Annotated in this window: 9 protein-coding genes and 1 pseudogene; 5 read left to right on the top strand and 5 right to left on the bottom strand. The window is 40.2% G+C overall.

What is annotated here, in order from left to right; translation table 11 throughout:
- Window positions 1-19: 19 nt before the first annotated feature.
- The gene (locus tag ACF3N8_RS03745; RefSeq protein WP_238100886.1) at window positions 20-1603 is read right to left on the bottom strand and encodes a M20/M25/M40 family metallo-hydrolase; all 1584 of its coding nucleotides are present in this window, start codon (window positions 1601-1603) and stop codon (window positions 20-22) included.
- A gap of 244 nt (window positions 1604-1847) precedes the next feature.
- On the opposite strand from ACF3N8_RS03745, the gene galU reads away from it, so the two are divergent.
- Window positions 1848-2717 carry a UTP--glucose-1-phosphate uridylyltransferase GalU gene (gene galU / locus ACF3N8_RS03750; protein ID WP_017176662.1) on the top strand — a complete coding sequence of 290 codons (870 nt, stop codon included), beginning with the start codon at window positions 1848-1850 and terminating at the stop codon, window positions 2715-2717.
- An 843-nt stretch (window positions 2718-3560) separates the two neighbouring features.
- Here the strand turns inward: galU and ACF3N8_RS03755 are convergent.
- The 4 genes and pseudogenes from ACF3N8_RS03755 to ACF3N8_RS03770 form a co-directional block, all read right to left on the bottom strand.
- Window positions 3561-4070 (bottom strand): GNAT family N-acetyltransferase, encoded by a 510-nt coding sequence (locus ACF3N8_RS03755; RefSeq protein ID WP_009384704.1) that lies wholly within the window; start codon window positions 4068-4070, stop codon window positions 3561-3563.
- 477 nt (window positions 4071-4547) lie between these two features.
- Window positions 4548-4919, bottom strand: a complete 372-nt coding sequence (locus tag ACF3N8_RS03760; protein WP_009384702.1) for a PH domain-containing protein — start codon at window positions 4917-4919, stop codon at window positions 4548-4550.
- Window positions 4920-5006: 87 nt separating this feature from the next.
- Window positions 5007-6190 (bottom strand): annotated as a pseudogene (locus ACF3N8_RS03765) (S8 family serine peptidase).
- A 197-nt stretch (window positions 6191-6387) separates the two neighbouring features.
- On the bottom strand, window positions 6388-7215 hold the full coding sequence (locus ACF3N8_RS03770; RefSeq protein ID WP_009384698.1) for a LysR family transcriptional regulator: 828 nt from the start codon (window positions 7213-7215) through the stop codon (window positions 6388-6390).
- Between the two features lie 108 nt (window positions 7216-7323).
- On the opposite strand from ACF3N8_RS03770, the gene ACF3N8_RS03775 reads away from it, so the two are divergent.
- The 4 genes from ACF3N8_RS03775 to ACF3N8_RS03790 all read left to right on the top strand — a co-directional run bounded on the left by ACF3N8_RS03775 (window position 7324) and on the right by ACF3N8_RS03790 (window position 25798).
- The gene (locus ACF3N8_RS03775) at window positions 7324-8454 is read left to right on the top strand and encodes an MFS transporter (protein WP_238100887.1); all 1131 of its coding nucleotides are present in this window, start codon (window positions 7324-7326) and stop codon (window positions 8452-8454) included.
- Window positions 8455-8715: 261 nt separating this feature from the next.
- Window positions 8716-10089, top strand: a complete 1374-nt coding sequence (locus ACF3N8_RS03780; protein ID WP_009384694.1) for a YjiH family protein — start codon at window positions 8716-8718, stop codon at window positions 10087-10089.
- 258 nt (window positions 10090-10347) lie between these two features.
- Window positions 10348-11253, top strand: coding sequence for an arginase (rocF, locus tag ACF3N8_RS03785; protein WP_009384692.1), 906 nt, complete (start codon window positions 10348-10350; stop codon window positions 11251-11253).
- A gap of 277 nt (window positions 11254-11530) precedes the next feature.
- Window positions 11531-25798: an Ig-like domain-containing protein gene (locus ACF3N8_RS03790; protein ID WP_392450277.1), complete on the top strand. Its 14268-nt coding sequence runs from the start codon at window positions 11531-11533 to the stop codon at window positions 25796-25798.
- Window positions 25799-25954: the final 156 nt, after the last annotated feature.

Below are 25954 nucleotides of genomic sequence, written 5' to 3' on the forward strand. Positions count from 1 at the left end.
CAATCAATAATGCGAATGATTACACGATTGATTCTAGTATGACGGGCAACTCGTTAAAAGCGCTTTCTTTATGCAAGCGCTCTGAAATCTTGTGGGCATCCTTACCGATAGGACCGCAGTTCAAGACAGGCGCAGAAATTGCTTCAATATCATCGGCTGCAATTACATAAGAATAATTGTAAACCGGTGTTTGGTCGACGAAGGTATCGATGTCTTCTAATGAGGCATCTTTGCGCACGTAACTTAAATCGCAAATACCGTTGAAGTAGTGCAGACGCTTACTTTCGCGATTAAATCTTTCAGCTGACGTCGTGCGAATGGTTTCTAAGATACTTTCGACTTCATCGTTATACGACGTATTCACTGACGGGTAATAAGGCGGTGCGAAGAATGTGACCATCGCAGGTCCGATTTCACGACAACGGTGCATCAGTGTGTCTACAAGATGAATCGACTGCATATGCGTTTCAGATTGTGCTTTCAAGCATTCGTCGATAATAGCATTTACGGCGTCGGCACCGAGTTTTTCAGTCGCATATGCCTTAAGCTCCTTATAAGAAAGGACTTTGATAGCGACTGGCATATCATAATTCGCTTGAGCCATGATGTCTTGATAACGCGCTTCACAATACTTTGCGGCTTTCTTCACAATCTCTTGGAACTTCGCGTATACCGTCTCAGGCGTTTCCTTAAACGTGAATACATTATAGAGTCCAATTGTTCGAAACGGCGTTTGAACGTCGTAATGATGCTTAAGATTCGTATTCATCAACGACAGAGGAAGTGGCGTTACTTCGCCTTCAAATTCCTCTTGAAAGGCCGTATTGTACTCCATCTCCTGATTCACAAAGCTAAACATGAAGTTCGAACTCACGCCGTTTAGCGGGTTGCCGACATGCGTTTCGCGCCCGTAGCACAGTACCGCTGGCATTAACTTACCAATCGTACCTGTGTACGCATAATGGCTATTGTCATCTGACGCCTGCTGGAACGTTGGTTCGCCGTTTAAATGTAATTTAATCTCGAGGTCATGTGCCTCTTTAATACGTCGTAAAGCCTTAACCGCCGTACGCATACCGAGCGAATTGACTTCCTCATCAGGCACCGTAACAAGGACTAAATTAACATCCCATGCTTCTCTAATGGCCTTTTCAATGAGTGACATATGTAACATCAGCCCGGCCTTCATATCCATCACACCACGGCCAAAGATGTAATCACCGCTCTCAAAGTCCTTCAAACTTTCTTGGTTCAGTAGTGTTGGTTCCTCCTTGAAAAGCCCTTCCAAGTCAGCACTGTCGAATGCGCGTGATTCGGTTGTGCCGAAATCTTCGACACCTACTGTATCAAAATGGCTAATGAGTACAATCGTTTGTTTCGAAGTAGGTGCTTTATAATGAACGAGGACGCTATGACGTGCGTCATCGGCTGGTTCTAAAGTGATTTGATGTTGACGTTCTTTAAAATAATCGAGCTTCATCATCAAGTCTCTTACAAGATAAGGAAATGATTGTTCACCTTCTGAAAATGTAACAGATTGATGATTGATTAGGCGTTGCAGTAAATCATAACGATCTTCAGGCGTTTGCCATAATGCTGTCATGTCTTTCACTCCTTGGTAGTTAATGAAGGTTTACATATATTGTAAACTATTTAGAAAATTCTCACTATTTTAAAATATATACTTTTTTACTAAACTTTTCAATGATGAGTTGTATTCTGACTTAAAGTTAAAGAAATATTTCATATAATTATTTTAATTTTCAAAGAAATAAATAACTTTAGTTGTCTTTAAACGGTTGTTTCATATAAAATGAAATTAGTTGTTATTAAATGGAGGAAAGTGTATGACTCGTGTAACGAAAGCAATTATACCTGCTGCAGGACTTGGCACACGTTTCTTACCGGCAACAAAAGCAATGCCTAAAGAAATGTTACCAATCCTTGATACGCCAACGATTCAATATATTGTTGAAGAAGCGGCAGACGCAGGAATTGAAGACATTATTATTGTTACTGGTAAACATAAGAGAGCGATTGAGGATCATTTTGACATTCAAACAGAACTTGAAATGAACTTAAAAGCGAAAGGGAAAGAAGACATACTTAAGAAGGTACAGTATTCTTCTGAACTTGCGAATATCTTTTATGTACGTCAGAAAGTTCAGAAAGGGCTAGGTCACGCAATTTGGATTGCACGTCAATTTATTGGCGACGAGCCTTTTGCAGTGTTATTAGGAGATGACATCGTCGTTTCTGAGAAACCTGCGATCAAACAATTAATTGAACAATACGAACATACTGGTAAATCTGTAATTGGCGTTCAAGAGGTCCCGCGTGAAAAGACACATCGCTATGGTATCGTTGACCCGAAAGACCAAAAAGAAGGTTTATACGAAGTTAACCAATTCGTTGAGAAACCGGAACCAGGTACAGAACCTTCTAACCTAGCAATTATGGGTCGCTATGTCTTATCACCACGCATCTTCGACTACTTAGCTGAACACCGTATTGGTGCAGGCGGCGAAATCCAATTAACAGATGCGATTGAAGCACTAAACCAAGAAGAACAAGTTTACGCTTACCAATTCGACGGCAAACGTTATGACGTCGGTGAAAAAATTGGCTTCGTTAAAACAACTTTAGACTTCGCATTAAAAGACCCTAAAATGAAAGACGAAGTTCGTTCATACATGAAATCATTACTAGATGAATAATTGAGATAAGAGCCTTGAAGCATGCGTGCTTCAAGGTTCTATTTTTATGTTTAGAAGTGGTGCTTGAAGCGACGGCGCTTCAAGTTTCCGATCGAAGATTTAAAGAGGGGGCTTGAAGCCATTGGGGCTTCAATATTTCATTCGAGCAATTAAAGAAGGAGCTTGAAGCTTTGAGCTTCAAGTTACCTATTTGAGAATTGAGCAGAAGGTATAAGGGTTGGTATAGGTGGTACGGGCAATTTCGGATGCTGAAGTTGGTTTACATTGTTATAGCAGTATATAAAACAGCCGGGTAGCGGCCGTTGTGCGAAAGAAAATAAAAACAATCGCATAAGGGGTCCGTTACGCGAAAGAAAAATGAAACAATCGCATAAGGAGGCCGTTGTGCGAAAGAAAATAAAAACAATCGCATAAGGACGCCGTTACGCGAAAGAAAAATAAAACAATCGCATAACGACCCCGTTACCGTATATAAGTCTAAATAAATACTTACTCGAACGATTTAAATAATGAGAAATTTTCGGTTTCGAAAATTTTCCTTATTACAAAGACAGAGTTAAACAATGTAATAAGGAAGCCATGTTACAAAGACAGAGGTAAACAATGTAACAAGGAAGCCATGTTACAAAGACTGAAGCAAACAATGTAATAAGGAGCGCATGTTACAAAGACTGACGCAAACAATGTAACATGGCGACTATATATCATAAACTGTATATCCTCACTTAAAATATTTTGAACAACATAAGTCAAACCTAAAAATTTCACCCGATATCGCTTAAAGTAAGTCTATTAGACACTTAGTCCTTAACTTACCCAGTGATATCGGGTGTTTGTATATGTTCATTGCTTTTTAGATAAGAAGAATCTGTCGCCTTCAACTTCTTTGTTGTCCCACTCGGGTTTGTACTCGAGTTCTAACCATTCAGCTAATTTGATAGCTGCAATGTTCTCAACGTCGGTACGTACGAGTAAACGACGGTTCAACTGTAATTTTTCTTGTTCCCATTTCAATACGGCGCTCAGTGCTTCTTTACTATAACCTTTGCCGGTATAGTCGGGGTGTAAGCGGAAGAACACATTTAAGAATGTTTCGCCTTCGACTTCTTTATGACCGATGCCACAAGCGCCGATGCATTTGTCTTCTTCTTTTTCAATTATCATGAAATAACCGTAGCCATGTTTAGACCAATGTTCTTGCCATAAACCAATCATTTCTTTGGTTTCATCGGACTGGCTATGAATATTTTGAGGGGTGTATTTTGTTGCGACGGGATTTGAATGAATGTTAAATAAATCCTCGTTATACTTTACAGAAGGTTGTATCAAATTAAGATGTTTTGTTTCGATCATAATCTTACACTCCTTTTTTAACGTAGTACATTGTCACTATATACAAAAATTAGAAATTTTTAAAAAGATATGGTCTAGACCTTTCGTGGGATATATGTAAATCGCATGCAACCGCATGATATCAAGTGTTGTAACGCTTGAATTCAAATCATTTATATCGCTTATTTTCATGTTAAATCAAGCCTTAGAATGTTTGTTTATATCGCTTATTCTCGTGATAATCCTGCCTTGGAACGATTGTTTATATCGCTTATTCTCATGCTAAATCTAACCTTGCGTCGGTCGAATTGTAATCTTGCTAATAACATGCACCCGCGCGAAATCATACATAACCCAATACACTTTCACCCATACTAACTCACATCGCTTAGCTTGCCAGTGACTCCCCTTGAAAAGCCATACCTTTTCTTACCCCCATTTTCAAGAAATAAAAAAAGTTGAAGCTTAAATGTTACATAAGCTTCAACTCAATAAACTTTATAAGATTGCATTTGAAAGAATCGCATTTAGATGCTTGATATCAGTCTTCTTATCAAGTAGGAAAGCTAACGGTGGTGCTGCAGCGACATATAGTTTTAATTCTGCGTCGATGTCAAAGCGTCCCGCATTCTCCACTGAAAAGGACTTAATTGAACTATAAGGAACTGTGCGAAGTTCCATCTTCTTACCACTAAAACCTTGTTTATCAATAATTAACAGGCGTTTGTTGGTGAAAATGAGTAAGTCGCGCAGTAGCTTAAAGGTCTTTTCAACGTGCTCATTCTCTATAAGAAAGTCACCAAATTCTTGTTCAACGTCGCCGGGATGCATTTCACTCGCGCTACCGAGTAGTTCATCGAATAAACCCATATATGATCACTCCTTTTGTTAAAAGTATGTCAAAAAATAAGCAAGTATGCAACTAAAGTGTTCCATACTTGCTTGATTTAAGCTCGATTAGCTTACTGCTCTATCTGCTTGAACTAAACCATTACCGTACCACCAAGGGTTACCAAGTGGTTCTGCAGTTTTGTTCATGCGTGCACGGTGTTGGTAAGTTGTTTCGTTTGGATATTTTTGTTCGATTAATGCTGCTACACCAGCGATGTGTGGTGAAGCCATTGAAGTACCGCTCATAGCACCATAAGTGTTGTTAGGTGTAGTAGATAATGTGTCTACACCAGGAGCTGTGATTTCGTTAGCTGGACCTGTACATGAGAATGGTGCACGGAGTTGTTACGGTCACTTGCCGCTACTGACATAACTTGTTCATAACGACCAGGTAATTTGATGTTATCGCCTGTACCTTGAGGGTTACCATAGTTACCTGAAGCAGCGATAACTGCGATACCGTTATTGTTAGCGTAACGGGTTACGTCACGGATGAATTGAGAATCTTGACCTACATATAATGAAAGGTTGATAACGTCTACGTTGTTTTGAACAGCCTATTCGATACCGCGACCGATTGTTACGTAGTCACCATAACCTTGGCTATCTAAAACTTTAGCTGAGTGAATATTAGCATCTGGTGCTACACCTACAACTCCATAGCCGTTGTCTTTAGCAGCGATTGTACCCGCAACATGCGTACCGTGTCCTACACCGTCGTATGATGGGTCGCCATTAGCGCCGCCGTTAAATGCTGAGAAAGAATTAACTACATTTAAATCTTCGTGACTAGCGTCTACACCAGAGTCTACAACTGCTACATCTACGCCTTTACCAGTTACACCTTGATTATGTACTTGAGGTGCGTGGATGTTTTGTAAACCGTAAGGAATACGTTGAGCTGACATACCGCTACCTGATGATTTACCTTTCATAGGATCAACTTTAGCAGTTTTGTTCTTTTCAACGAATTCAACGTGAGGATGTTTCTTAAGTTGTTTCGCTTTCTTGTCAGATAATTTAAGTTGATACACGTTGTCGTAATCAAACTTATGTTTGATATCTTCTTTAGAAAGACCGTTAGCTTTTAATAAACCATTGCCAGCTGGTCCATCAAATTTCACGATGTACGTTTCATCAGATGCTTTTTTGTCGTTCTTGCTGTTGTCATTACTTTTAGCAAAAGCACTTGTGCTAACAAGTAATAACGTTACGAACATTGCAACTGTCGCAAATAATACTTTCTTCATTAAAAGACCCCATTTCTATTCTATTTTTTAAGGTACATGTATTAATATAGGTTATTTTAGAAAAAGAAACAATACGAATATTTAATTTTATAATAAATTTTATATTTAGGGGTTTTTGTTAATTCTGTGTAAAAATCACTATTTTACAAAAATAATTAATTTTTAAAAAATGGTTATAAAATAAATTTAAAGGTTATTTACTCATGTGTAATTTGTTTGAGACGACGTAAAGTTTCAAAGTTCGAACTTACAATACCGATATGACGCTTATGATGATTTAACTTTAAATATGAAAGGTTTCGATAAGTTGTGTTTGTATAAGAATGAGGCACGATACTTATCGCGTGACTTGTAATCAGCTTCGTAAGCATTGATTCAAAGCTTCTATAATAATGTATATTGGTCGCATCCATTTTAAAATGATGGCTTAAATAATTAAACGTGTCGCACGGCGGTTCAAGTAATAACAAGTTATAATTTTTAAGTGAACTTAAATCTTTTATTGCAGTTTTATTTAAAGGATGTGTCTTTGAAAGCACGAGCGTAAAAGGTTCTTTGTAAAGTGTTTCATGTACATATTGTCCCTTTTCAAAAAGGCTTAAATCCCCCACGATAGCGTCGTATGCCCCCTGGTTGAGCTTTTCCTTGAGGGTAAATGAATTATTCTCAATCGCGATATCAAGTTGTTGAAGCTGGTCTAAATTTAAGAATTGCGTCATATAATATAATGAGAAGCTTGGTAGGACGCCGATTCTAATGCGTGACCACGATGCAGTTTTGAGCGCCTGTTGTAGCTCATCTAGTTCATGTTGAATGACTTGAAATGATTCAAGCACGCGTTTGCCATCCTCGTTTAAAAATATTCCTTTAGATGAACGGTTAAATAAGACGGTATCGAAATGTGCCTCAATGAGTTTGATGCGTTTACTGAGTGCTGGCGTTGTCATATTAAGTCTTAAAGATGACTTCGACAGGCTATTAGTTTGAGATACATCTATAAACGAACGTATCGCATCAATGTCCACTTTTATCACTCCTTAAATAATAGTTAAACCCCCGTTAAACGATTCGATATTCCTTAGTTAAGTACCACACGCTATGTTGGAACTAGTCATATTTAAGGAGGAATTCGAATGCGTAAGATTATTGTGCTCGCAATAGGTATGTTTGCGCTCGGCATGGATGCGTATATTATTGCAGGTTTAATACCAAGCATGAGTCAATCGTTTCAGGTGAATGAAAGTTTAATCGGGCAGGGTGTTACCATATTCACGTTGTGTTTTGCGTGTTCGGCGCCATTAAGCGCGGCAATATTTAGTAAATTGAGTCATAAGACGTTACTCATGATTGCTTTAATTACGTTCATCATAGCAAATATTTCGACAAGTTTTTCAAATTTAATTTGGGTTTACGTATTAAGTCGTGGCTTGGCAGGTATAGGTGCAGGTATGTACGTACCTGAAGCGATTCACACTGGAAGTCAGTTCGCTCAGGCTAAGCATAAAGGTAAAGTTGTCGCGACATTAATCGGTGGCATGAGTGTCGGAACGGTGCTCGGTGTTCCATTTGGTATGATGATCGCGGATGTCTTTAATTGGCGCATCGCTTTCATGATAATAACATTTATTGCTTTAGTAAGTTTAGTTTGTATCAGTTTCTTTCCTAAGCTTGAGGGTCATGCGCAGACTTCGATACTCGACCATTTAAATGTCTTAAAATCATCGTCCGTCCTATGTGTTCTAGCAGTCACGTTAACGATGGGTATGGCGAGTCTCGGGTTATACACGTACTCAGCCTCAATACTTCAATCTTACTCGATGCAAGGTCACATGAAGCTACTCTTGATGGTATGGGGACTCGGTGGTCTTATAGGTAGCTTTGGGATAGGTTACTTAATCGATCGTTCATCCCGTGTGAAAAGACTTCAAGTATTCGTAATTGGTATATTATTTATTTCCATAGCATTGTTAATCGTCGTACCACTGTGGCCATATATCGCATATGTAAGTTTCTTTTTATGGGGATTAGCAGGTTGGGCATCTCAAGCCCCGCAACAAAGCATCATCTTGAAAATGCCTATCAAGCATCACAAGACTGCTATCGCATTGAACAATTCAATGAATTATTTAGGGAGTGCTTTAGGAGCTTTATTAGGAGGTGTTATGCTCTACTTCATCCATCAAGCTGCTTATTTACCGATTTATGCATTATGCATACTATTATTTACGATAACCATGCAAATATACCTTTCTCGAAAGGCTTAATTTAATATTTATGCATATTAAATGAATATAGGCAATGATCTCTTGATCGAGGTCATTGCCTATTTTAGTCTTTTAGCGCGGTAATAAGTTAGTGAAAACACGTACAACTAAAAGGTTTTATCATTTCTAAATTAAAATGATTGATTTATTAAAAGGGCTTTTCAAGTGATGTAAAATGTGTAATAATTATGAGTATTGTATAAATATAAAAACACTAGATGAGTGACTAACTCAAATATTTAAGAGAATTGAGGTGGAATGATGACAACTTATACACAAAAAGAGAAAAATAAGGGACGTCTCAAGTTTATATTAATGTCTTTGATTGGTATTATCCTATTCTTAGTGCCAGTACCTACGACGAATGATGAAGGTAAAACTGAAACGACTTTACCTGTTGCCTTCTTAGCAGGAAAGTTAAAGGATTTATTAGGGGACGCGATGCCTATCTTGATCGTAGCGATTATCACGATTTCAGGTATCTTATCAATACTTTTCTCAACGGTATTGAAGCACAAAGTGAAACCAGATAGCTTAATCGAAAGTACATTTAAATTACATCCAGGGTGGTTAATTATCCGAATTCTTGCGGTTGTATTCGCATGGATGACGTATCTGAAAGTCGGATCTAAAATGGTGTATTCAGGAGATACAGGTGCGCTTGTGTTTAACGATTTATTACCGACACTTGTCGCAGTATTCTTCTTTGCTGCCCTGTTTCTACCATTATTAATGGAATACGGATTACTTGAACTATTAGGACCAATATTTAGACCAATCATGAGACCGTTGTTTACGTTACCAGGACGTTCAACTGTAGATAATTTAGCTTCGTTTATCGGTGATGGTACGGTAGGGGTTATCATCACAAGTAAACAATATGAACAAGGTTTCTACACAAGACGTGAAGCGACGGTTATCGCAACAACATTCAGTGTTGTATCGTTAACGTTCGCGATTGTAATCGCAGATACGGTAGGTTTAATGGATAAATTCTTTTTATTCTACTTAACTGTAATCGCATCTTGTTTAGTTGCAGCGTTCATTATGCCGAGAATTTGGCCTTTAAACAAAGTGTCGGATACGTATGTTACAGGTGAAAAGAATACTTCTAATCAAGAACGATTACCTAAAGGGATGTCGCCGATACGTTATGGATATGAACAAGCTGTTGAACAAGGTATCAAGGCACCTGATTTAAAATCATTCTTTATTTCAGGGTTCAAAACTGTAATCGATATGTGGTTCGTTATTTTACCAGTCGTGATGGCTATCGGAACGCTTGCTACAATTATTTCAACGTACACGCCGGTGTTCCAAATTGTAGGTATGCCTTTCATACCAATCTTAGACTTACTTCAAGTGCCTGAAGCGAAAGATGCTTCTGAAGCAATGATTATTGGATTTGCGGATATGTTCCTACCTTCAATTCTCATCCAAGATGTATCAAGTGATTTAACACGCTTTGTAATCGGCGCATTAAGTGTCAGCCAGTTGATTTACTTATCTGAAGTTGGTGGCGTTATTTTAGGTTCGAAGATACCAGTAAGTATTGGTAAATTATTTGTGATTTTCTTAATTCGTACAATTATTACATTACCGATTATTGTACTCATTGCGCATTTAATTTTTTAATATAATAAGTAATGTTTTATATTTAAACTTGATATTCTGATTTAATTCCTTGAAAATAATAGTAAGGTTGATATCTCTTTTAAATATAAGTCGTAGTCTAAGTGTTTAAGAAATTGTATTAAACGCGTATGATTACTTATATAAAAGCTAAAGTTATTGACCTGGAACGATTGTGTTCTGGGTCTTTATTTTAGGGCTTTTCAAAGGGATAAGTTATAAACTGAATTATTTCAATATTTTGACAAAGGGGTAAATGTAATGACGAAACAAATTGAAATCATTGGTGCACCATCGACATTTGGTCAGAAGAAATTAGGGGTGAACTTTGGACCGGATGCGATACGATATGCAGGTTTGATACCGCGTTTAAAGCGTATCGGACTTGATGTTGTCGATAAAGGTAATATTGAAATGCCATTTCTTGATTTAGACAAGTTTCATTCTCAACAAGAAGGGCTTCAAAACTATGAAGAAATTCTGTCAGTATCGAATGCGCTCGCGACATCCGTTTCTGAAACAATTAAAAATGATAAGTTTCCACTCATTCTCGGTGGAGACCATTCGATCGCAATCGGCTCTATTTCAGGCGTTGCGGAACATTATTCAAATTTAGGCATCATTTGGTATGATGCGCACGGTGATTTAAACGTACCTGAAGATTCTCCGAGTGGTAATGTGCACGGTATGCCTTTACGTATGTTGCTAGGTGAAGGTGATGAAGGGCTTGCGAATGTGAATTTCAATGGTGCGAAAGTGAAGCCTGAGAACATTGTGTTAATTGGTATGCGTGACCTTGATTATGGTGAGCGACAATATATTAAGAAACACAATGTTCGCACGTACACGATGAAAGATATCGATAAGATGGGTATCAAAGCTGTGATTGAAGAAAGTGTTTCTTATTTAAAAGACAAAACAGATGGCATTCACTTATCTTTAGACGTGGATGCGCTAGATCCAGTTGAAACACCTGGTACAGGTACTAAAGTTCCTGGCGGTATTACATATCGCGAAAGTCACTATGCATTAGAGTTATTACATGAAGCAGACGTAATTACTTCAATGGATTTAGTAGAAGTAAATCCGCTTATTGATTATGAGAACCGAACGGCTGAACAAGCAGTGTTGCTTTTAGGGTCATTCTTTGGTGAAACTTTACTGTAAAATATCAATATTTCTTAAAAAATTTATAATGTGCTAACGCTTGGTATATATGAAGTCTATCTCTTTATGAGGTAGACTTTTTGTATTTTGAAAAATTTAGTTATAGACAAATTTGGTATTAGTAAATTATAATAAAATCCTAACCTAATTTATTGCTTTATCTAAAAGTTTAAGACTAGTATAATTCTAAATATTCAAACAAATAAAAACAGCGATGATTGAATCTTTTAAATAAGTGTATAGTAATAATAAATCTATTTGGGTCAGGGGAGATAGAATGAAAAAAAGTAAGAAGAACCGTGTTTTACCTAAGAAAGTTAACCATTACTCTATACGTAAGTTCTCTATGGGAACTGCGTCAATTATGCTAGGGGCTACATTACTATTTAGTATTGATAAGCAAGCAGAAGCAGCAGAAAGTCCTTTAACGTCGCAAGGGGAAAATAAAGCTGATGTAGGAGATGGCGATAAACCTCCAGAAACAAGTACTGAAACACCAGTTGTCGCACCTACTGAAGCACCAGTTGAAACAGTTATTCAGAATAATGACAATCCAAATATCGAACTTGAAGGTGTGACAATCGAGACACCTGATAAAGCAGTAGAATCAGCTGAAGCCAATACGACTACAGATGCGACGGCAACCGAAACTACAACTGCCGAGGAAACAGTTGCGGCTGATGAAACAACGCCACCAAGTTCTACTGAACCTGAAACAGAAATTGTAAGTGATGAACCATCTCAAACTGAAGAAATTACACAACCTACTGAAACAACATCTAGTGATAGCACTTCTGAGACATCTACAGAGTCTGAAGCTAAAGCTAGTGAACCTTCTACAACTGAAAATGAAATTACACCACCAACTACTGATGATCAATCTACAACTTCTCAAAATACTACTAATCAAGACGACACTACTTCAACTGAAACTGAATCTAAAGACGTTTCAATAGAACCAGAACCTACGATTATAAGCGAAGAACCTTCAAGCACTGAAGAAATCACACAACCAGCACAAACTGAAGAAACATCGACAACTGATGCGACTAATGAAGCATCTAAAGAATCAACGACTGAAACTAGCGATGAAGCGACAAGTCCATCATCAACTGAAACTGAATCACAAGAATCAAATACCGTAAGTGTAACTGAAGCATCTGAAAAACCTCAATCTGAAACAGATTCTAAAGTTGAAGAGACACCTCAAGCGCAATTAGTGAGTGAGTCACCTGAAACAACTGAAGCGTCTCAAGCTACAAACGAAGCAGATACAGCGCAATCAGAAACATCTGATAAGACTAATGAAGCTCAAACGGCTGATTCAACGTCTACTGAACCAACACAAGAAAGTACAACTGAAGCATCAACGTTTACTGAATCGCCTCGTGATACTGAGGATACTTCAGAAGTAGTAGTGACTGAAGCGATGACTACAGATTCTAAACAAAGTGAACAAACTCAAAATTCAGAAAATGCAGACACTTCTTCAACTAACGAAACTGAATATCAAGTTGAAGAGACACCTCAAGCACAACTTGTAAGTGAGGAACCAGAAACTAGTCAAGCATCTAGTGAAGACGTTAAGGCGCAATCAGAAGCTACGAACGTAACTACTGATGAGAAAGCTTCAACAGATTCAATGGTTTCTGAAACGTCACAAACGACGGGTGAAAAAATAGAAACGACTTCTAAGGAATCAGCAGATGCCTCTACCCAGTCTGAAGATACAACACAAGTAGAAGAGACAACGTCAACTGAATCTCTTGCATCAACTACTGAAACGTCTCAATCAGAAGATACGTCTCAAGTTGAAGATAAAGCGTCTACTGAAACAACGACTTCAGAAACAAGTACCGACACGCAAGCTTCAACTGAAGACCAAACAGCTTCAAGTGAAAAAACTGAAACAACTGAAACGCCAACGTCTAACGATAGTGCTTTTCAAGAGGAAGCAACGACAACACCATCTAATGAAGACGTGACGGAATCGAGCGCAATTACTTCAGAATCAGCACCTCAGACTGAAGAAACGTCAGTTAATACGGATGCTGTAGCTTCAAATGAAGAACCACAAACAGAAGCGGCACCTGTTGTTGAATCAATGAACACTGTTAAAGAAGTGGATGCGACAAGCGAAGCGAGCACTTCAGATAACACGGTAGATCCAGCTACAGTTGATGCGAACAAGGCGGACCTTACAGAAGCACTTGAGACTTCAGACTCTAAGACAGAAGCGGTAAATGACTATTTAACATCTAATTTAAATGAAGCTGAAGCGGCTGAAGTTCAATCGAACATCGACCCATCAGTTGACTTAAACACTGCTTCAACTGAAGAAATTCAAGCTGCTGTTGATCAAGCGGTATTAAAAACTGTATCGGATGATATTGAATCAAATCAATTACCGAAAACGACAGTACGCTCAATGTCGACAATGACGTACGCAGGTGTTGCGGCAGTTGATGCGAATACAACGACTACAACAGCTGACTTACCATACTCAGAGAACTATACGTTCCAAACAATTATGTTTGACCCGCAACCATTAACGAGTGATCAAGTTTTAAAGGGTAATACCATTCCATTTGAAATTCACGACTACATGACAGGTTCAAATTCAGGTGACCGTTATAAAGTCGATTTACAATTAGACCCTGTTATTGCGGATCACGTTACGCGCATTACTGTTAACTCTGCTAACCAGAATGAACAACGTGAATTCACACGTCTTAAAGATGCTGATGGTAATTTAACGGATACGTGGGAAGTTAACTTTATCCGTGCGAATAACGGTTTATTTGGTGGCGCTGAAATTCTGAAACCTTATACGGCAACAGGCGGTAAAATTTATTTAGACGACACGGTTGGCAATATCGTGAATAGTACGGATGTAACGTTAGATAAATTAGATTACAGAATTTATGTACGTGACTCTGAAACAAATACGATTATTAAGACGGCTGATACGTCAGGTTACTTTGTAACAAAAGACAATTACGTTGCGAACTTACCGACGTCTACAAGTACTACACTTAATAATCAATTTAAAGCAAGTAACGGTAGTGTTAAATATGAAGATACAATTGGTAACAATGGTGGCTTTATCGTTGACCAAACAATCATGAAAAATGGTATCTTTGACTATAACTTGTCAGCGAATACAGGTACTGGTACGAAGCAATTCTCTTATAACTACATGATTGACCCAGATTTAATTCCTTACATCGACCATGTAGAGTTACACAGACTGGATTTCCAAGGTGTAACAGGCTTTGACCAGAATTATTACCCAGCGAATAAAGTAGCTGACTTAAAACTTAATGCGGATGGAACAGGTTCGATTACAGATGCTGATATGAATAAATTAATCAAGTTTAATAACTCTACACCAGAGTCTGTAGGTATTCGTATGGTTGTTGTATTAAATCAAGACATCAACAACATTTTAACGAAGGATGGCCAATATGATGAAAATGGTAACCTAATTATTGGTACGTCTGATATTAAAGAAGATTTCAACTTCAGTGGTTATTTAGCAGACAAAAATGGCGGCGTTATCAATAATACGTACGGTAACTCAACGTTATTCTTACAAGATGCTGACCAAGATGGTCTGTTAGATTCGTATGAAAACAAAGTAACTCATACTAACCCAAGTGTGACGGATACGGATAATGATGGTAAAAATGATGGCGATGAAGTTAAAAATTATCAAACATCACCATTAGTTGGTATTCCTGAAGTACCGAACATGGCGGTTGGTGATACGGTAGTTAAAGGTACTGTTCCGTTAGCACCTAACCTTAACGAGACGCAAACGGTTAACATTGTTGATCAAAATCAAAAGGTCATCGGTACATCTACAGTGAATGCGGACGGAACTTTCAATGTTACAATCCCGTCATCACCAGAAGGTCAATATCACGTTCAAATTGTGTCTCCAAGCTATGCGAATCCTGAAGTTAACACGTTTGAAATCATTAATTATGAAACGGCATTACAAACTGAAATTAGTCCTGTAAATGACCAAGACACAACAATTACTGTTGAAGGTCACCCAGGTTCAACAGTCACTGTTAAGGCAAGTGATGGCTCAATTATTGGAACAACAGTTATTCCTGAAGATGGTACATCAGGTGTTGTTCAGTTAAATGAACCTTTAGCTGCTGGTACCGTGATTACGTCTACAGCGACTTTAGATAATCATACAGGTCAACCTTCAAATCCTGTAACAGTTTCAGATGTAACAGCACCAAGTGCACCTGTTATTAATCCTGTTACAAGTGAAGATACATCTGTAACAGGTATGGCTGAACCAAATAGTACTGTCACAATTACGTATCCGGATGGTTCCATTACGACTGTTTCAACTGATGAAAATGGTAATTACACAAGTGAAATTCCTGATTCAGTTAACCTTCAAGGTGGTGAAACGATTTCTGCAACGTCTACTGACCAAGCAGGTAATGAATCAGAAGAAACGGCTACAACTGTTACAGATACAACAATGCCTGAAGCACCAACTGTAGGACCTGTAACAAGTGAAGATGCCACAATTATTGGTACAAGTGAACCAGGTTCAACAGTTACGGTAACGTTCCCAGATGGTTCAACTTCAACGGCAGTGTCTGATGCAGATGGTAACTATGTGGTTGCGATTCCTGAAAGTCAAGACTTAATCGGTGGCGAGAATATTTCTGTAAAAGCCACAGATGAAGCAGGTAATGTTTCAGGTGAAGCTTCTACAACAGTTCAAGATACTTCTGCACCAAAAGCCCCAGTAGTGAACCAAGTGACAAGTGAAGATACAGCGATTACTGGTCAAGCAGAACCAGGATCAACTGTCATTGTAAACTTCCCAGATGGTTCAACATCTACTGATGTCGCAGATAATGAAGGTAACTATAGTATTGAAATTCCAGCTGATATCGATTTAACAGGCGGTGAAACATTACCGATTACAGCTACTGACCAAGCTGGCAATACGTCACCATCAACATCAACGACTGTATCGGATGTAACAGCTCCAGATGCACCGGTTGTTGACCCTGTAACAAGTGAAGATACGACTATTACAGGGCAAGCAGAACCAGGATCAACTGTAACGGTAACGTTCCCAGATGGATCAACGTCTACTGGCTTAACAGATGAATCAGGACACTATGTAATTGCGATACCTGACTCACAGGACTTTTCAGGGGGAGAAACAATAAATGTTATCTCAACTGACGAAGCAGGTAATGACTCAGCTCAATCAACTGCTCAAGTAACAGATGTAACGGCACCAGATACGCCAGTCGTCAATCCTGTAACGAGTGAAGATACGACTATTACAGGGCAAGCAGAACCAGGATCAACTGTAACTGTGACGTTCCCTAACGGTACGACATCTACAGCTACGACGACTGAAGATGGTTCATACACAGTCGTAATTCCAGAAGGTGTTGATTTACAAGGTAACGAGGTGCTTCCGGTTACAAGTACGGACAAAGCAGGTAATGAATCAGGCGTTGTGACGACTACAGTTTCTGATGCAACGAATCCTGAAACACCAACAGTGAACCCAATCTCAAGTGAAGATACAACGTTATCAGGTACTGCAGAACCTAATAGTACAGTTTCTGTGACGTTCCCAGATGGAAGTATCAGCACAGTTGTAACAGATGATTCAGGTCATTATGAAGTTGCGATTCCAGAGTCACAAGATTTAGTAGGCGGCGAAAGCTTAGTTGTGACGTCTACGGATGAAGCGGGCAATACTTCTAATGAAGCGAGTGTAACAGTTTCAGATGTAACACCTCCTGAAGCACCAGTAGTAGACGCAGTAGATAGTAATGATATTGTGATTACTGGTCAAGCTGAACCAGGAAGCACGGTTACGGTTACGTTCCCTGATGGTGTGACTGGTACGGGTATTGCTGATGAGACAGGACAGTATATTATTGAAGTTCCAGATACAGTAGATTTAACTGGTGGCGAAGTGTTACCAGTGAGTGCTACAGATAAAGCTGGTAATGAATCAGGTGTTACGACAACGACTGTTTCAGACGTTACAGCACCAAGCGTACCTTCAATTCAACCTGTAACAAGTGATGATACGTTCATTACTGGTAATGCGGAACCAGGTTCGACTGTAACGGTCACGTTCCCAGATGGCAGCGTATCAACTGGATTAACAGATGCTGAAGGTAATTACACAATTGCGATTCCTGAGAATATCGACCTAGTGGGTGGCGAAACACTTCCAGTAATGGCTACTGACGCATCAGGTAATGCATCAAGTGAAGCTACTACAACTGTTCAAGATACGACACCTCCTGAAGCGCCAGTAGTGAACCCTATCTCAAGTGAAGATACGGTACTTACAGGTATTGCGGAACCGGGTGCTACAGTTACAGTTACATTTGAAGATGGTACAACGGGATCAACAATAGCGGACGCTGAAGGTAATTATACAATCGTCGTTCCAAACACAGTTGATTTAATCGGTGGCGAAGTGTTACCTGTAACAGCTACAGATGGACAAGGTAATCAATCTCAAACATCAGAAGTTATCGTAACGGATATGACGGCACCTACAACACCAACTGTATTCCCAGTTACAAGTGAGGATTCAGAAATTATTGGTACAGGTGAACCTGGATCAACAGTTACGATTACGTTCCCAGATGGTTCATCGTCAACTACGACAGTGAATGAAGATGGTTCTTATACAATGCCTATCCCAGAAACAATTGACTTAGTTGGAGACGAAGTACTTGTAGTTACGTCTACAGATGAAGCGGGCAATGCGTCAGGTGACGTTACAACTACTGTTACAGACGCGACAACACCAGAGACACCTGTTGTGAACCCTGTAACAAGTGAAGATACGAATATTACAGGTATTGCAGAGCCAGGTTCAACCGTTACAGTATCATTCCCAGACGGTACAACTGGAACTGGGGTAGCGAATGACGAAGGTCAATTTGTGATTAGTATTCCAGAAAGTGTTGATTTAACAGGTGGCGAAGTTTTACCGGTAACTGCGACAGATAAAGCAGGTAATGAATCAGGTGAAGCAACAACTACGGTTGAAGATACGTCAGCACCTAATGCACCAACAATTAATCCTGTTACAAGTGAAGATGGATATATTTCAGGTGTTGCAGAAGCTGGTAGTACGGTTACAGTGACATTCCCAGATGGCAGTATTTCGACTGCTATAGTAGATGCGAACGGTGATTATACGATTGCGATTCCAGAAGGTGTAGATTTAACAGGCGGCGAAGTGCTTCCAATTACAGCTACGGATCAAAATAATAATCAATCTGAAGCGTCATCTACGACAGTAGAAGATGTAACAGCGCCAGACGCACCGGTCGTTAACCCAGTTACAAGCGAGGATATTGTTATAACAGGTCAAGCAGAGCCAGGTTCAACTGTTACAGTTGAATTCCCTAACGGCATTACGTCTACAGCGACTGCAGATGAGAACGGTCATTATGTTGTTGATATTCCTGAGCAATTGGATTTAATCGGAGGCGAGACATTAAATGTAACAGCTTCTGATTCGAATGGTAATACGTCTGAACAAGCATCAACAGATGTGGCAGACCAAACACCACCATTAGCACCTACAGTAAATCCTGTTACGAGCGAGGATACGCAAATATCAGGAACTGCAGAACCGAATACGACAGTTACAATTGCTTTTCCTAATGGAACTACGAGCACTGTGACTGCTAATGACAATGGTGATTACGTATTAGACATCCCTGAAAACATCGACTTAACAGGTGATGAAACATTAACTGTAACTGCGACGGATGCATCTGATAATACGTCAACGGAAACTACAACTACTGTAACGGATTCAACAGCGCCAAACGTGCCAACTGTAAATCCTGTCACAAGTGAAGATACGCAAATCACAGGTACAGCGGAACCAGGAAGTACTGTAACGGTAACGTTCCCAGATGGTTCAACAACGACAGGTACGGTTGATGAAAACGGTAACTACGTTGTAGATATCCCATCAAATGTGGACTTAACAGGTGGTGAAACACTACCAATCACATCAACAGATAACGATGGCAACACCTCTGAACAAGCGACAACAACAGTTTCAGATGCGACGGCACCAGATGCACCGACTGTAAATCCTGTCACAAGTGAAGATACGACAATCACTGGTCAAGCAGAACCAGGAAGTACAGTAACGGTTACATTCCCAGATGGTTCTACTTCAACTGGCGTTGCGGATGAAAACGGTAATTATGTTGTTGCAATTCCAACTGACCAAGACTTAACAGGCAATGAACCAGTTGTAGTAACGACTGAAGATAAAGCTGGTAATACGTCAGCGCAAGCAACAACTACTGTACAAGATGTTACACCACCAGTCGCACCTACAATTAATCCTGTAACAAGCGAAGATACTACGATTACAGGTACAGCGGAACCAGGAAGTACGGTAACCGTAATGTTTGAAGACGGTACGACAGGTTCAGCAATTACAGATGCTGAAGGTAACTACACAATTACAATTCCTGAAGGTGTGGATCTTGTAGGTGGCGAAGTGCTACCAATCATTGCAACAGATGACTCAGGTAATGCTTCAAATGAAACGACAACGACTGTTACGGATACAACAGCGCCAGTTACACCTACAATCAACCCTGTATCAAGTGATGATACAACAATTACAGGTCAAGCCGAGCCAGGAAGCACGGTGACGGTTACATTCCCAGACGGTACAACGTCAACAGGTATCACGGATGAAAACGGTGCCTATGTAATTGTGATTCCAGAAGGTGTAGATTTAACAGGCGGTGAAACGTTACCAATTGTTTCTACAGACGATTCAGGTAACGCTTCTCAAGAAGCTAGTACGACAGTAGTTGACACGACAGCACCTGAAACACCATCAATTAACCCAGTAACGAGTGAGGATGCTACGATTACAGGTACAGCGGAACCAGGAAGTACGGTAACCGTAACGTTCCCAGATGGTACGACATCAACTGCGACTACAGATGAAAGTGGCCAATATGTCATTCACATTCCATCTAGTGTTGATTTAGTAGGCGGTGAAACATTACCAATCACATCAACAGATAAAGATGGTAATGAATCAGGTGAAGCAGTGACAACGGTAGAGGATACAACACCACCATTAGCGCCTGTTGTTAATCCAGTAACAAGCGAAGATTCAACTGTGACTGGAACGGCTGAGCCAGGTTCAACAGTGACGGTGACATTCCCTGATGGCAGCGTATCTACTGGATTAGCTGACCCTGAAGGTAATTATACGATTGCCATTCCTGAAAATGTGGAACTTGTAGGCGGCGAAAATATTGTTGTGAATGCTACGGATGAAACAGGTAATGCTTCAACAGAATCATCGACAACTGTAGAAGATGTAACACCTCCAAGTGCACCAACAATCAATCCTGTAACAAGTGAAGATGCTACGATTACAGGTCAAGCAGAGCCAGGTTCAACAGTGACAGTAACATTCCCAGATGGTACGACTTCTACAACGATTGCAGACGAGAATGGTAATTATGTTATTGACATTCCAACAACTGTTGATTTTGAAGGCGGCGAAAAAATCCCAGTTACGGCTAAAGATGAGGCTGATAATCAATCTACTGAAATGACGACTACGGTTACAGATACTACGGCGCCTTCTGTACCGACTGTTAATCCAGTGACGAGTGAAGATACGCAAGTAACAGGAACAGCAGAACCAGGAAGCACTGTAACGGTGACATTCCCAGATGGTACGACTTCAACAGGAACGGCTGATGAAAATGGTAACTATGTTGTAGATATCCCATCAAATGTGGACTTAACAGGTGGCGAGACATTACCAATCACATCAACTGATAAAGATGGTAATGAATCCGAACAAGCAACAACAACGGTTACTGATGCAACAGCACCAACAGTACCGACTGTAAATCCTGTAACGAGTGAAGATACTCAAGTTACAGGTACAGCAGAGCCAGGAAGCAATGTAACGGTAACGTTCCCAGATGGTACGACTTCAACAGGTACAGCCGATGAAAACGGTAACTATGTTGTAGATATCCCATCAAATGTGGACTTAACAGGTGGCGAAACGTTACCAATTACGTCAACAGATAAAGATGGTAATGAATCCGAACAAGCGACAACAACGATTACTGATACAACAGCACCAACAGTGCCGACTGTAAATCCTGTAACAAGTGAGGACACTACAGTAACAGGAACAGCAGAACCAGGAAGCACCGTGACGGTAACATTCCCAGATGGATCAACATCAACTGGCGTAACTGATGAAAATGGTCATTACGTTGTAGCTATACCGAATGAAGTCGATCTAATCGGCAATGAAGTTTTAGTTGTAGATGTAACTGATCAATCAGGCAATGTTTCTGATGATGCGAGTGTTGAAGTTGAGGATACGACGCAACCAAGTGCGCCAATTATCAATCCGGTAACGAGTGAGGACACTACAGTTACAGGTACAGCGGAACCAGGAAGCACAGTAACGGTGACGTTCCCAGACGGTACGACGTCAACTGGTATAGCCGATGAAAACGGTAACTATGTAGTAGAAATCCCATCAAACGTAGACCTAACAGGTGGCGAAACGTTACCTATCACTGCTACAGATGAAGCTGGCAATGAATCCGAACAAGCGACAACAACAGTAACAGATATCTCAGCACCAACAGTACCGACTGTAAATCCTGTCACTAGTGAAGATACGCAAGTAACAGGAACTGCAGAACCAGGATCAACGGTAACGGTAACGTTCCCAGACGGTTCTACCGCGACAGGAACGGCAGATGAGGACGGTAACTATGTAGTAGAAATTCCATCAAATGTTGATTTAACAGGTGGCGAAACATTACCAATCACATCAACAGATAAAGACGGTAATGAATCCGAACAAGCGTCAACGACAGTAACGGATACAACAGCACCAACAGTACCAACTGTGAACCCAGTAACAAGCGAAGGCACTCAAGTTACAGGTACAGCAGAGCCAGGAAGCAATGTAACGGTAACGTTCCCAGATGGTACGACTTCAACAGGTACAGCCGATGAAAATGGTAACTATGTAGTTGAAATTCCATCAAACGTAGACCTAACAGGTGGCGAGACATTACCAATCACATCAACAGATAAAGACGGTAATGAATCAGAACAAGCAACAACGACAGTAACAGATACAACAGCACCAACAGTGCCGACTGTGAACCCAGTAACAAGTGAAGATGCACAAGTAACAGGAACAGCGGAACCAGGTTCAACAGTTACGGTAACGTTCCCAGATGGATCAACATCATCAGGCACGGCAGACGAAAACGGTAACTACGTCGTAGAAATTCCATCAAATGTGGACTTAACAGGCGATGAAACATTAGTTGTACAGGCAACTGACAAAGACAATAACACGTCTAATGAAGCTACAATTAATGTTCAAGACACAACGGCACCGACAGTACCTACTATCAATGAAGTAACAAGTGATGACGCTCAAATCACAGGAACAGCGGAACCAGGATCTACAGTAACCGTGACATTCCCAGACGGTACAACATCAACAGCGATTACAGATGGAGAAGGTAACTACGTAGTAGACATTCCGTCAAATGTAGACCTTACAGGTGGCGAAATTTTACCAGTAACTGCTACAGATCAAACAGGAAACACGTCAGAAGAAGCTGCTACAACAGTTACGGACACTACAGCACCTAACGCACCAGTTGTTTATCCAGTAACAAGCGAAAGTACTGAGATTAAAGGTGAAGCTGAACCGGGCTCAACAGTAACGGTAACGTTCCCAGACGGCAGTATTTCAACAGGAATTACGGACGAAGATGGCAATTACACAATTGCGATTCCTGAAACAATTGATTTAGTAGGCAACGAGCATTTAGAAGTTGTAGCAACAGATAAAGACGATAATGCGTCAGAACAATCAAATGTTACAGTATCTGATACTACTGTTCCTGAAGCACCAATCGTTGACCCAGTTACAAGTGATGCTACTGAAATTACAGGTACAGCCGAGCCAGGAAGCACTGTAACAGTGACGTTCCCTGATGGTAGTACTTCCACAAGCATCGTTAATGAAGACGGTTCTTACGTAGTATCTATTCCTGAAGGTATTGACCTTATTGGCGGCGAAACGTTACCAGTCAAAGTTACTGACGCTTCAGGCAATGAATCAAACGAAACAACGACAACAGTTACAGATACGACTAAGCCGAGCGTTCCTACAATTGACCCTATAACAAGTGAAGATACACAAATCACAGGTACAGCAGAACCGGGCTCAACCGTAACAGTGACATTCCCAGATGGCAGCATTGCTACAGGAGAGACTGATGAGACAGGACACTATGTCATCTCTATTCCTCCAGCAAAAGACCTTGAAGGTGGAGAAGTGCTTCCGGTCATTTCAACTGATAAGAATGGTTATAGTTCAGATGAAGCCATTATTACAGTTACAGACCAAACAGCACCTGATGCACCAACGATTAACCCAGTAAATAGTGAAGATACTCAAATTACAGGTACAGCTGAACCAGGATCAACAGTAACGGTAACGTTCCCTGATGGCACAACAGGAACAGCCACAACGGACGACAATGGTAACTATGTCATTGAAATTCCACCAACTGTTGACTTAACAGGTGGTGAAACACTACCAGTTACAGCGACTGATACGTCTAACAATCAATCAGAAACATCTACTGTAACCGTTTCAGACAAAACGTCACCTGAGACGCCAACAGTTAATCCAATAACAAGTGAAGATTCACAAATTACAGGAACAACTGAGCCAGGCTCAACAGTTACTGTGACATTCCCAGACGGTACTACAAGCACGACGACAACTGATGAGAATGGAAACTACGTCATTGATATTCCTGAAGGCACTGACTTAGAAGGTAGCGAAACAATCAGCGTTACAGCTACAGATAAAGATGGTAATCAATCTGAAACAGCTACGACTACTGTAGTCGATAAGACAGCACCTGAAGCACCAACGATTAATCCTGTAACAAGTGAAGATACTCAAGTTACAGGTACTGCAGAGCCAGGTACGACAGTGACGGTAGTGTTCCCAGATGGTACGACAGCTTCAACGACTACAGATGAGAACGGCAATTATGTTATTCCAATCCCTGAACATGTTGACCTAACTGGTGGCGAAACATTAGAAGTTTCAATTACAGATAAAGGAAATAATCAATCAGACAATGCGACAACAACAGTTACCGATACAACAGCACCTTCAGTACCGACTGTGAATCCAGTAACGAGCGAAGATACAACTGTTGTAGGTACAGCAGAACCAGGTTCAACCGTAACAGTGACATTCCCGAATGGTAGCACGGTTACGACGACAACAAATGAAGAAGGTAATTATGAAGTTAAAATACCTGAAGATGTTGTGTTAATTGGAAATGAAATCATTCATGTTCATGCAACTGACCAAGACGGTAATGATTCTGAGGAAGCATCTACAACGGTTAAAGATGTTACACCTCCTGAAAAGCCAACTGTGAATCCGGTTAATGAATCAGATGCAGTTATTACTGGACATGCAGAACCAGGTTCGACTATTACAGTGGCTTTTCCTGACGAAACAACAAGCTCAACAACAGTGAACCAAGATGGTAGCTTTGAGGTTCAAGTACCACCACACATCGAACTTACAGGTGATGAAACATTAGTGGTAACAGCTACTGATCAAGCGCATAACACTTCTGACAAAGCAGAGGTTACAGTAACGGACCTTACAAAACCGGCAAGACCGCACGTTGATGATGTATTTATCGGAGATGACACAATTTCTGGAACAGGCGAACCTAATACGACGATCAAAGTGAATTTACCAAACGGTGAAGAAGTAACGACAACAGTGGATCAAAATGGAGAATGGGTAGTTGAAGTGCCTCGTGATGTTAAGCTTGAAGGTCAAGATACAATCAAAGTAGTATCAATCGACACAGCGTACAATCCATCTAAGGCAGTCACATCAACTGTGACGGATCAAGAAGCACAACCTGTCATAAATCCACCTCAAGTAAACCCTATCGATGTTGAAAAAGGTGAAGTAACAGGTACTAGTGAACCAGGACAAATTATCCGTATCACGTATCCTAATGTGACGACGACAACTACGAAAGCAGATGAAAATGGTCAATGGCACGCTCATATTCCAGAGGACATGAACTTAGAACCAACTGATACAATCTTAGTAACAGCATCAAATGAAAGAGGTTCTACATCTGATATGCATCAATCAAGCATTAAACAAGGTGAAGGACAACAAATTACGGCTCGTGAAACTTCGCAACAAACTGATAAAGGAAGCACGGCTTCTGAAAAAGCAAAAGAAGCATTAGAAGCACTACCTGAAACAGGTATTTCTAATCTGAATAGAGCAGGATTAATCGGCGGTACGATGATTGCAGCACTAGGATTCTTCATCCTAGCTTACAGACGTCGTAAAGACGAAGAAGAAGAAACAGAAGAAGAAAAATAAGTTAACAAGCTTATGATCTAAATACAATTCCCCTTAAACAGCATGCTTTCCTGTAAAGCACAACTCGAATTACAAATTCGTTGGTTGAACTTATAAAGAAGCTCAAACTTCTTTGTTCGTAAGGGTAGCCGGGCCCCGTCGTAGGGGCCAGCTGTT

Origin of the sequence: Staphylococcus massiliensis, assembly GCF_043186315.1 — a bacterium.
GTDB lineage: Bacteria > Bacillota > Bacilli > Staphylococcales > Staphylococcaceae > Staphylococcus > Staphylococcus massiliensis.

Excerpts from the sequence above, each read along its gene's own strand:
- ACF3N8_RS03760 (WP_009384702.1), bottom strand. The coding sequence starts at position 4,919 with ATGGGTTTATTCGATGAACTACTCGGTAGCGCGAGTGAAATGCATCCC.
- ACF3N8_RS03775 (WP_238100887.1), top strand. The coding sequence starts at position 7,324 with ATGCGTAAGATTATTGTGCTCGCAATAGGTATGTTTGCGCTCGGCATG.
- rocF (WP_009384692.1), top strand. The coding sequence starts at position 10,348 with ATGACGAAACAAATTGAAATCATTGGTGCACCATCGACATTTGGTCAG.
- galU (WP_017176662.1), top strand. The coding sequence starts at position 1,848 with ATGACTCGTGTAACGAAAGCAATTATACCTGCTGCAGGACTTGGCACA.
- ACF3N8_RS03790 (WP_392450277.1), top strand. The coding sequence starts at position 11,531 with ATGAAAAAAAGTAAGAAGAACCGTGTTTTACCTAAGAAAGTTAACCAT.
- ACF3N8_RS03780 (WP_009384694.1), top strand. The coding sequence starts at position 8,716 with ATGACAACTTATACACAAAAAGAGAAAAATAAGGGACGTCTCAAGTTT.
- ACF3N8_RS03745 (WP_238100886.1), bottom strand. The coding sequence starts at position 1,603 with ATGACAGCATTATGGCAAACGCCTGAAGATCGTTATGATTTACTGCAA.
- ACF3N8_RS03755 (WP_009384704.1), bottom strand. The coding sequence starts at position 4,070 with ATGATCGAAACAAAACATCTTAATTTGATACAACCTTCTGTAAAGTAT.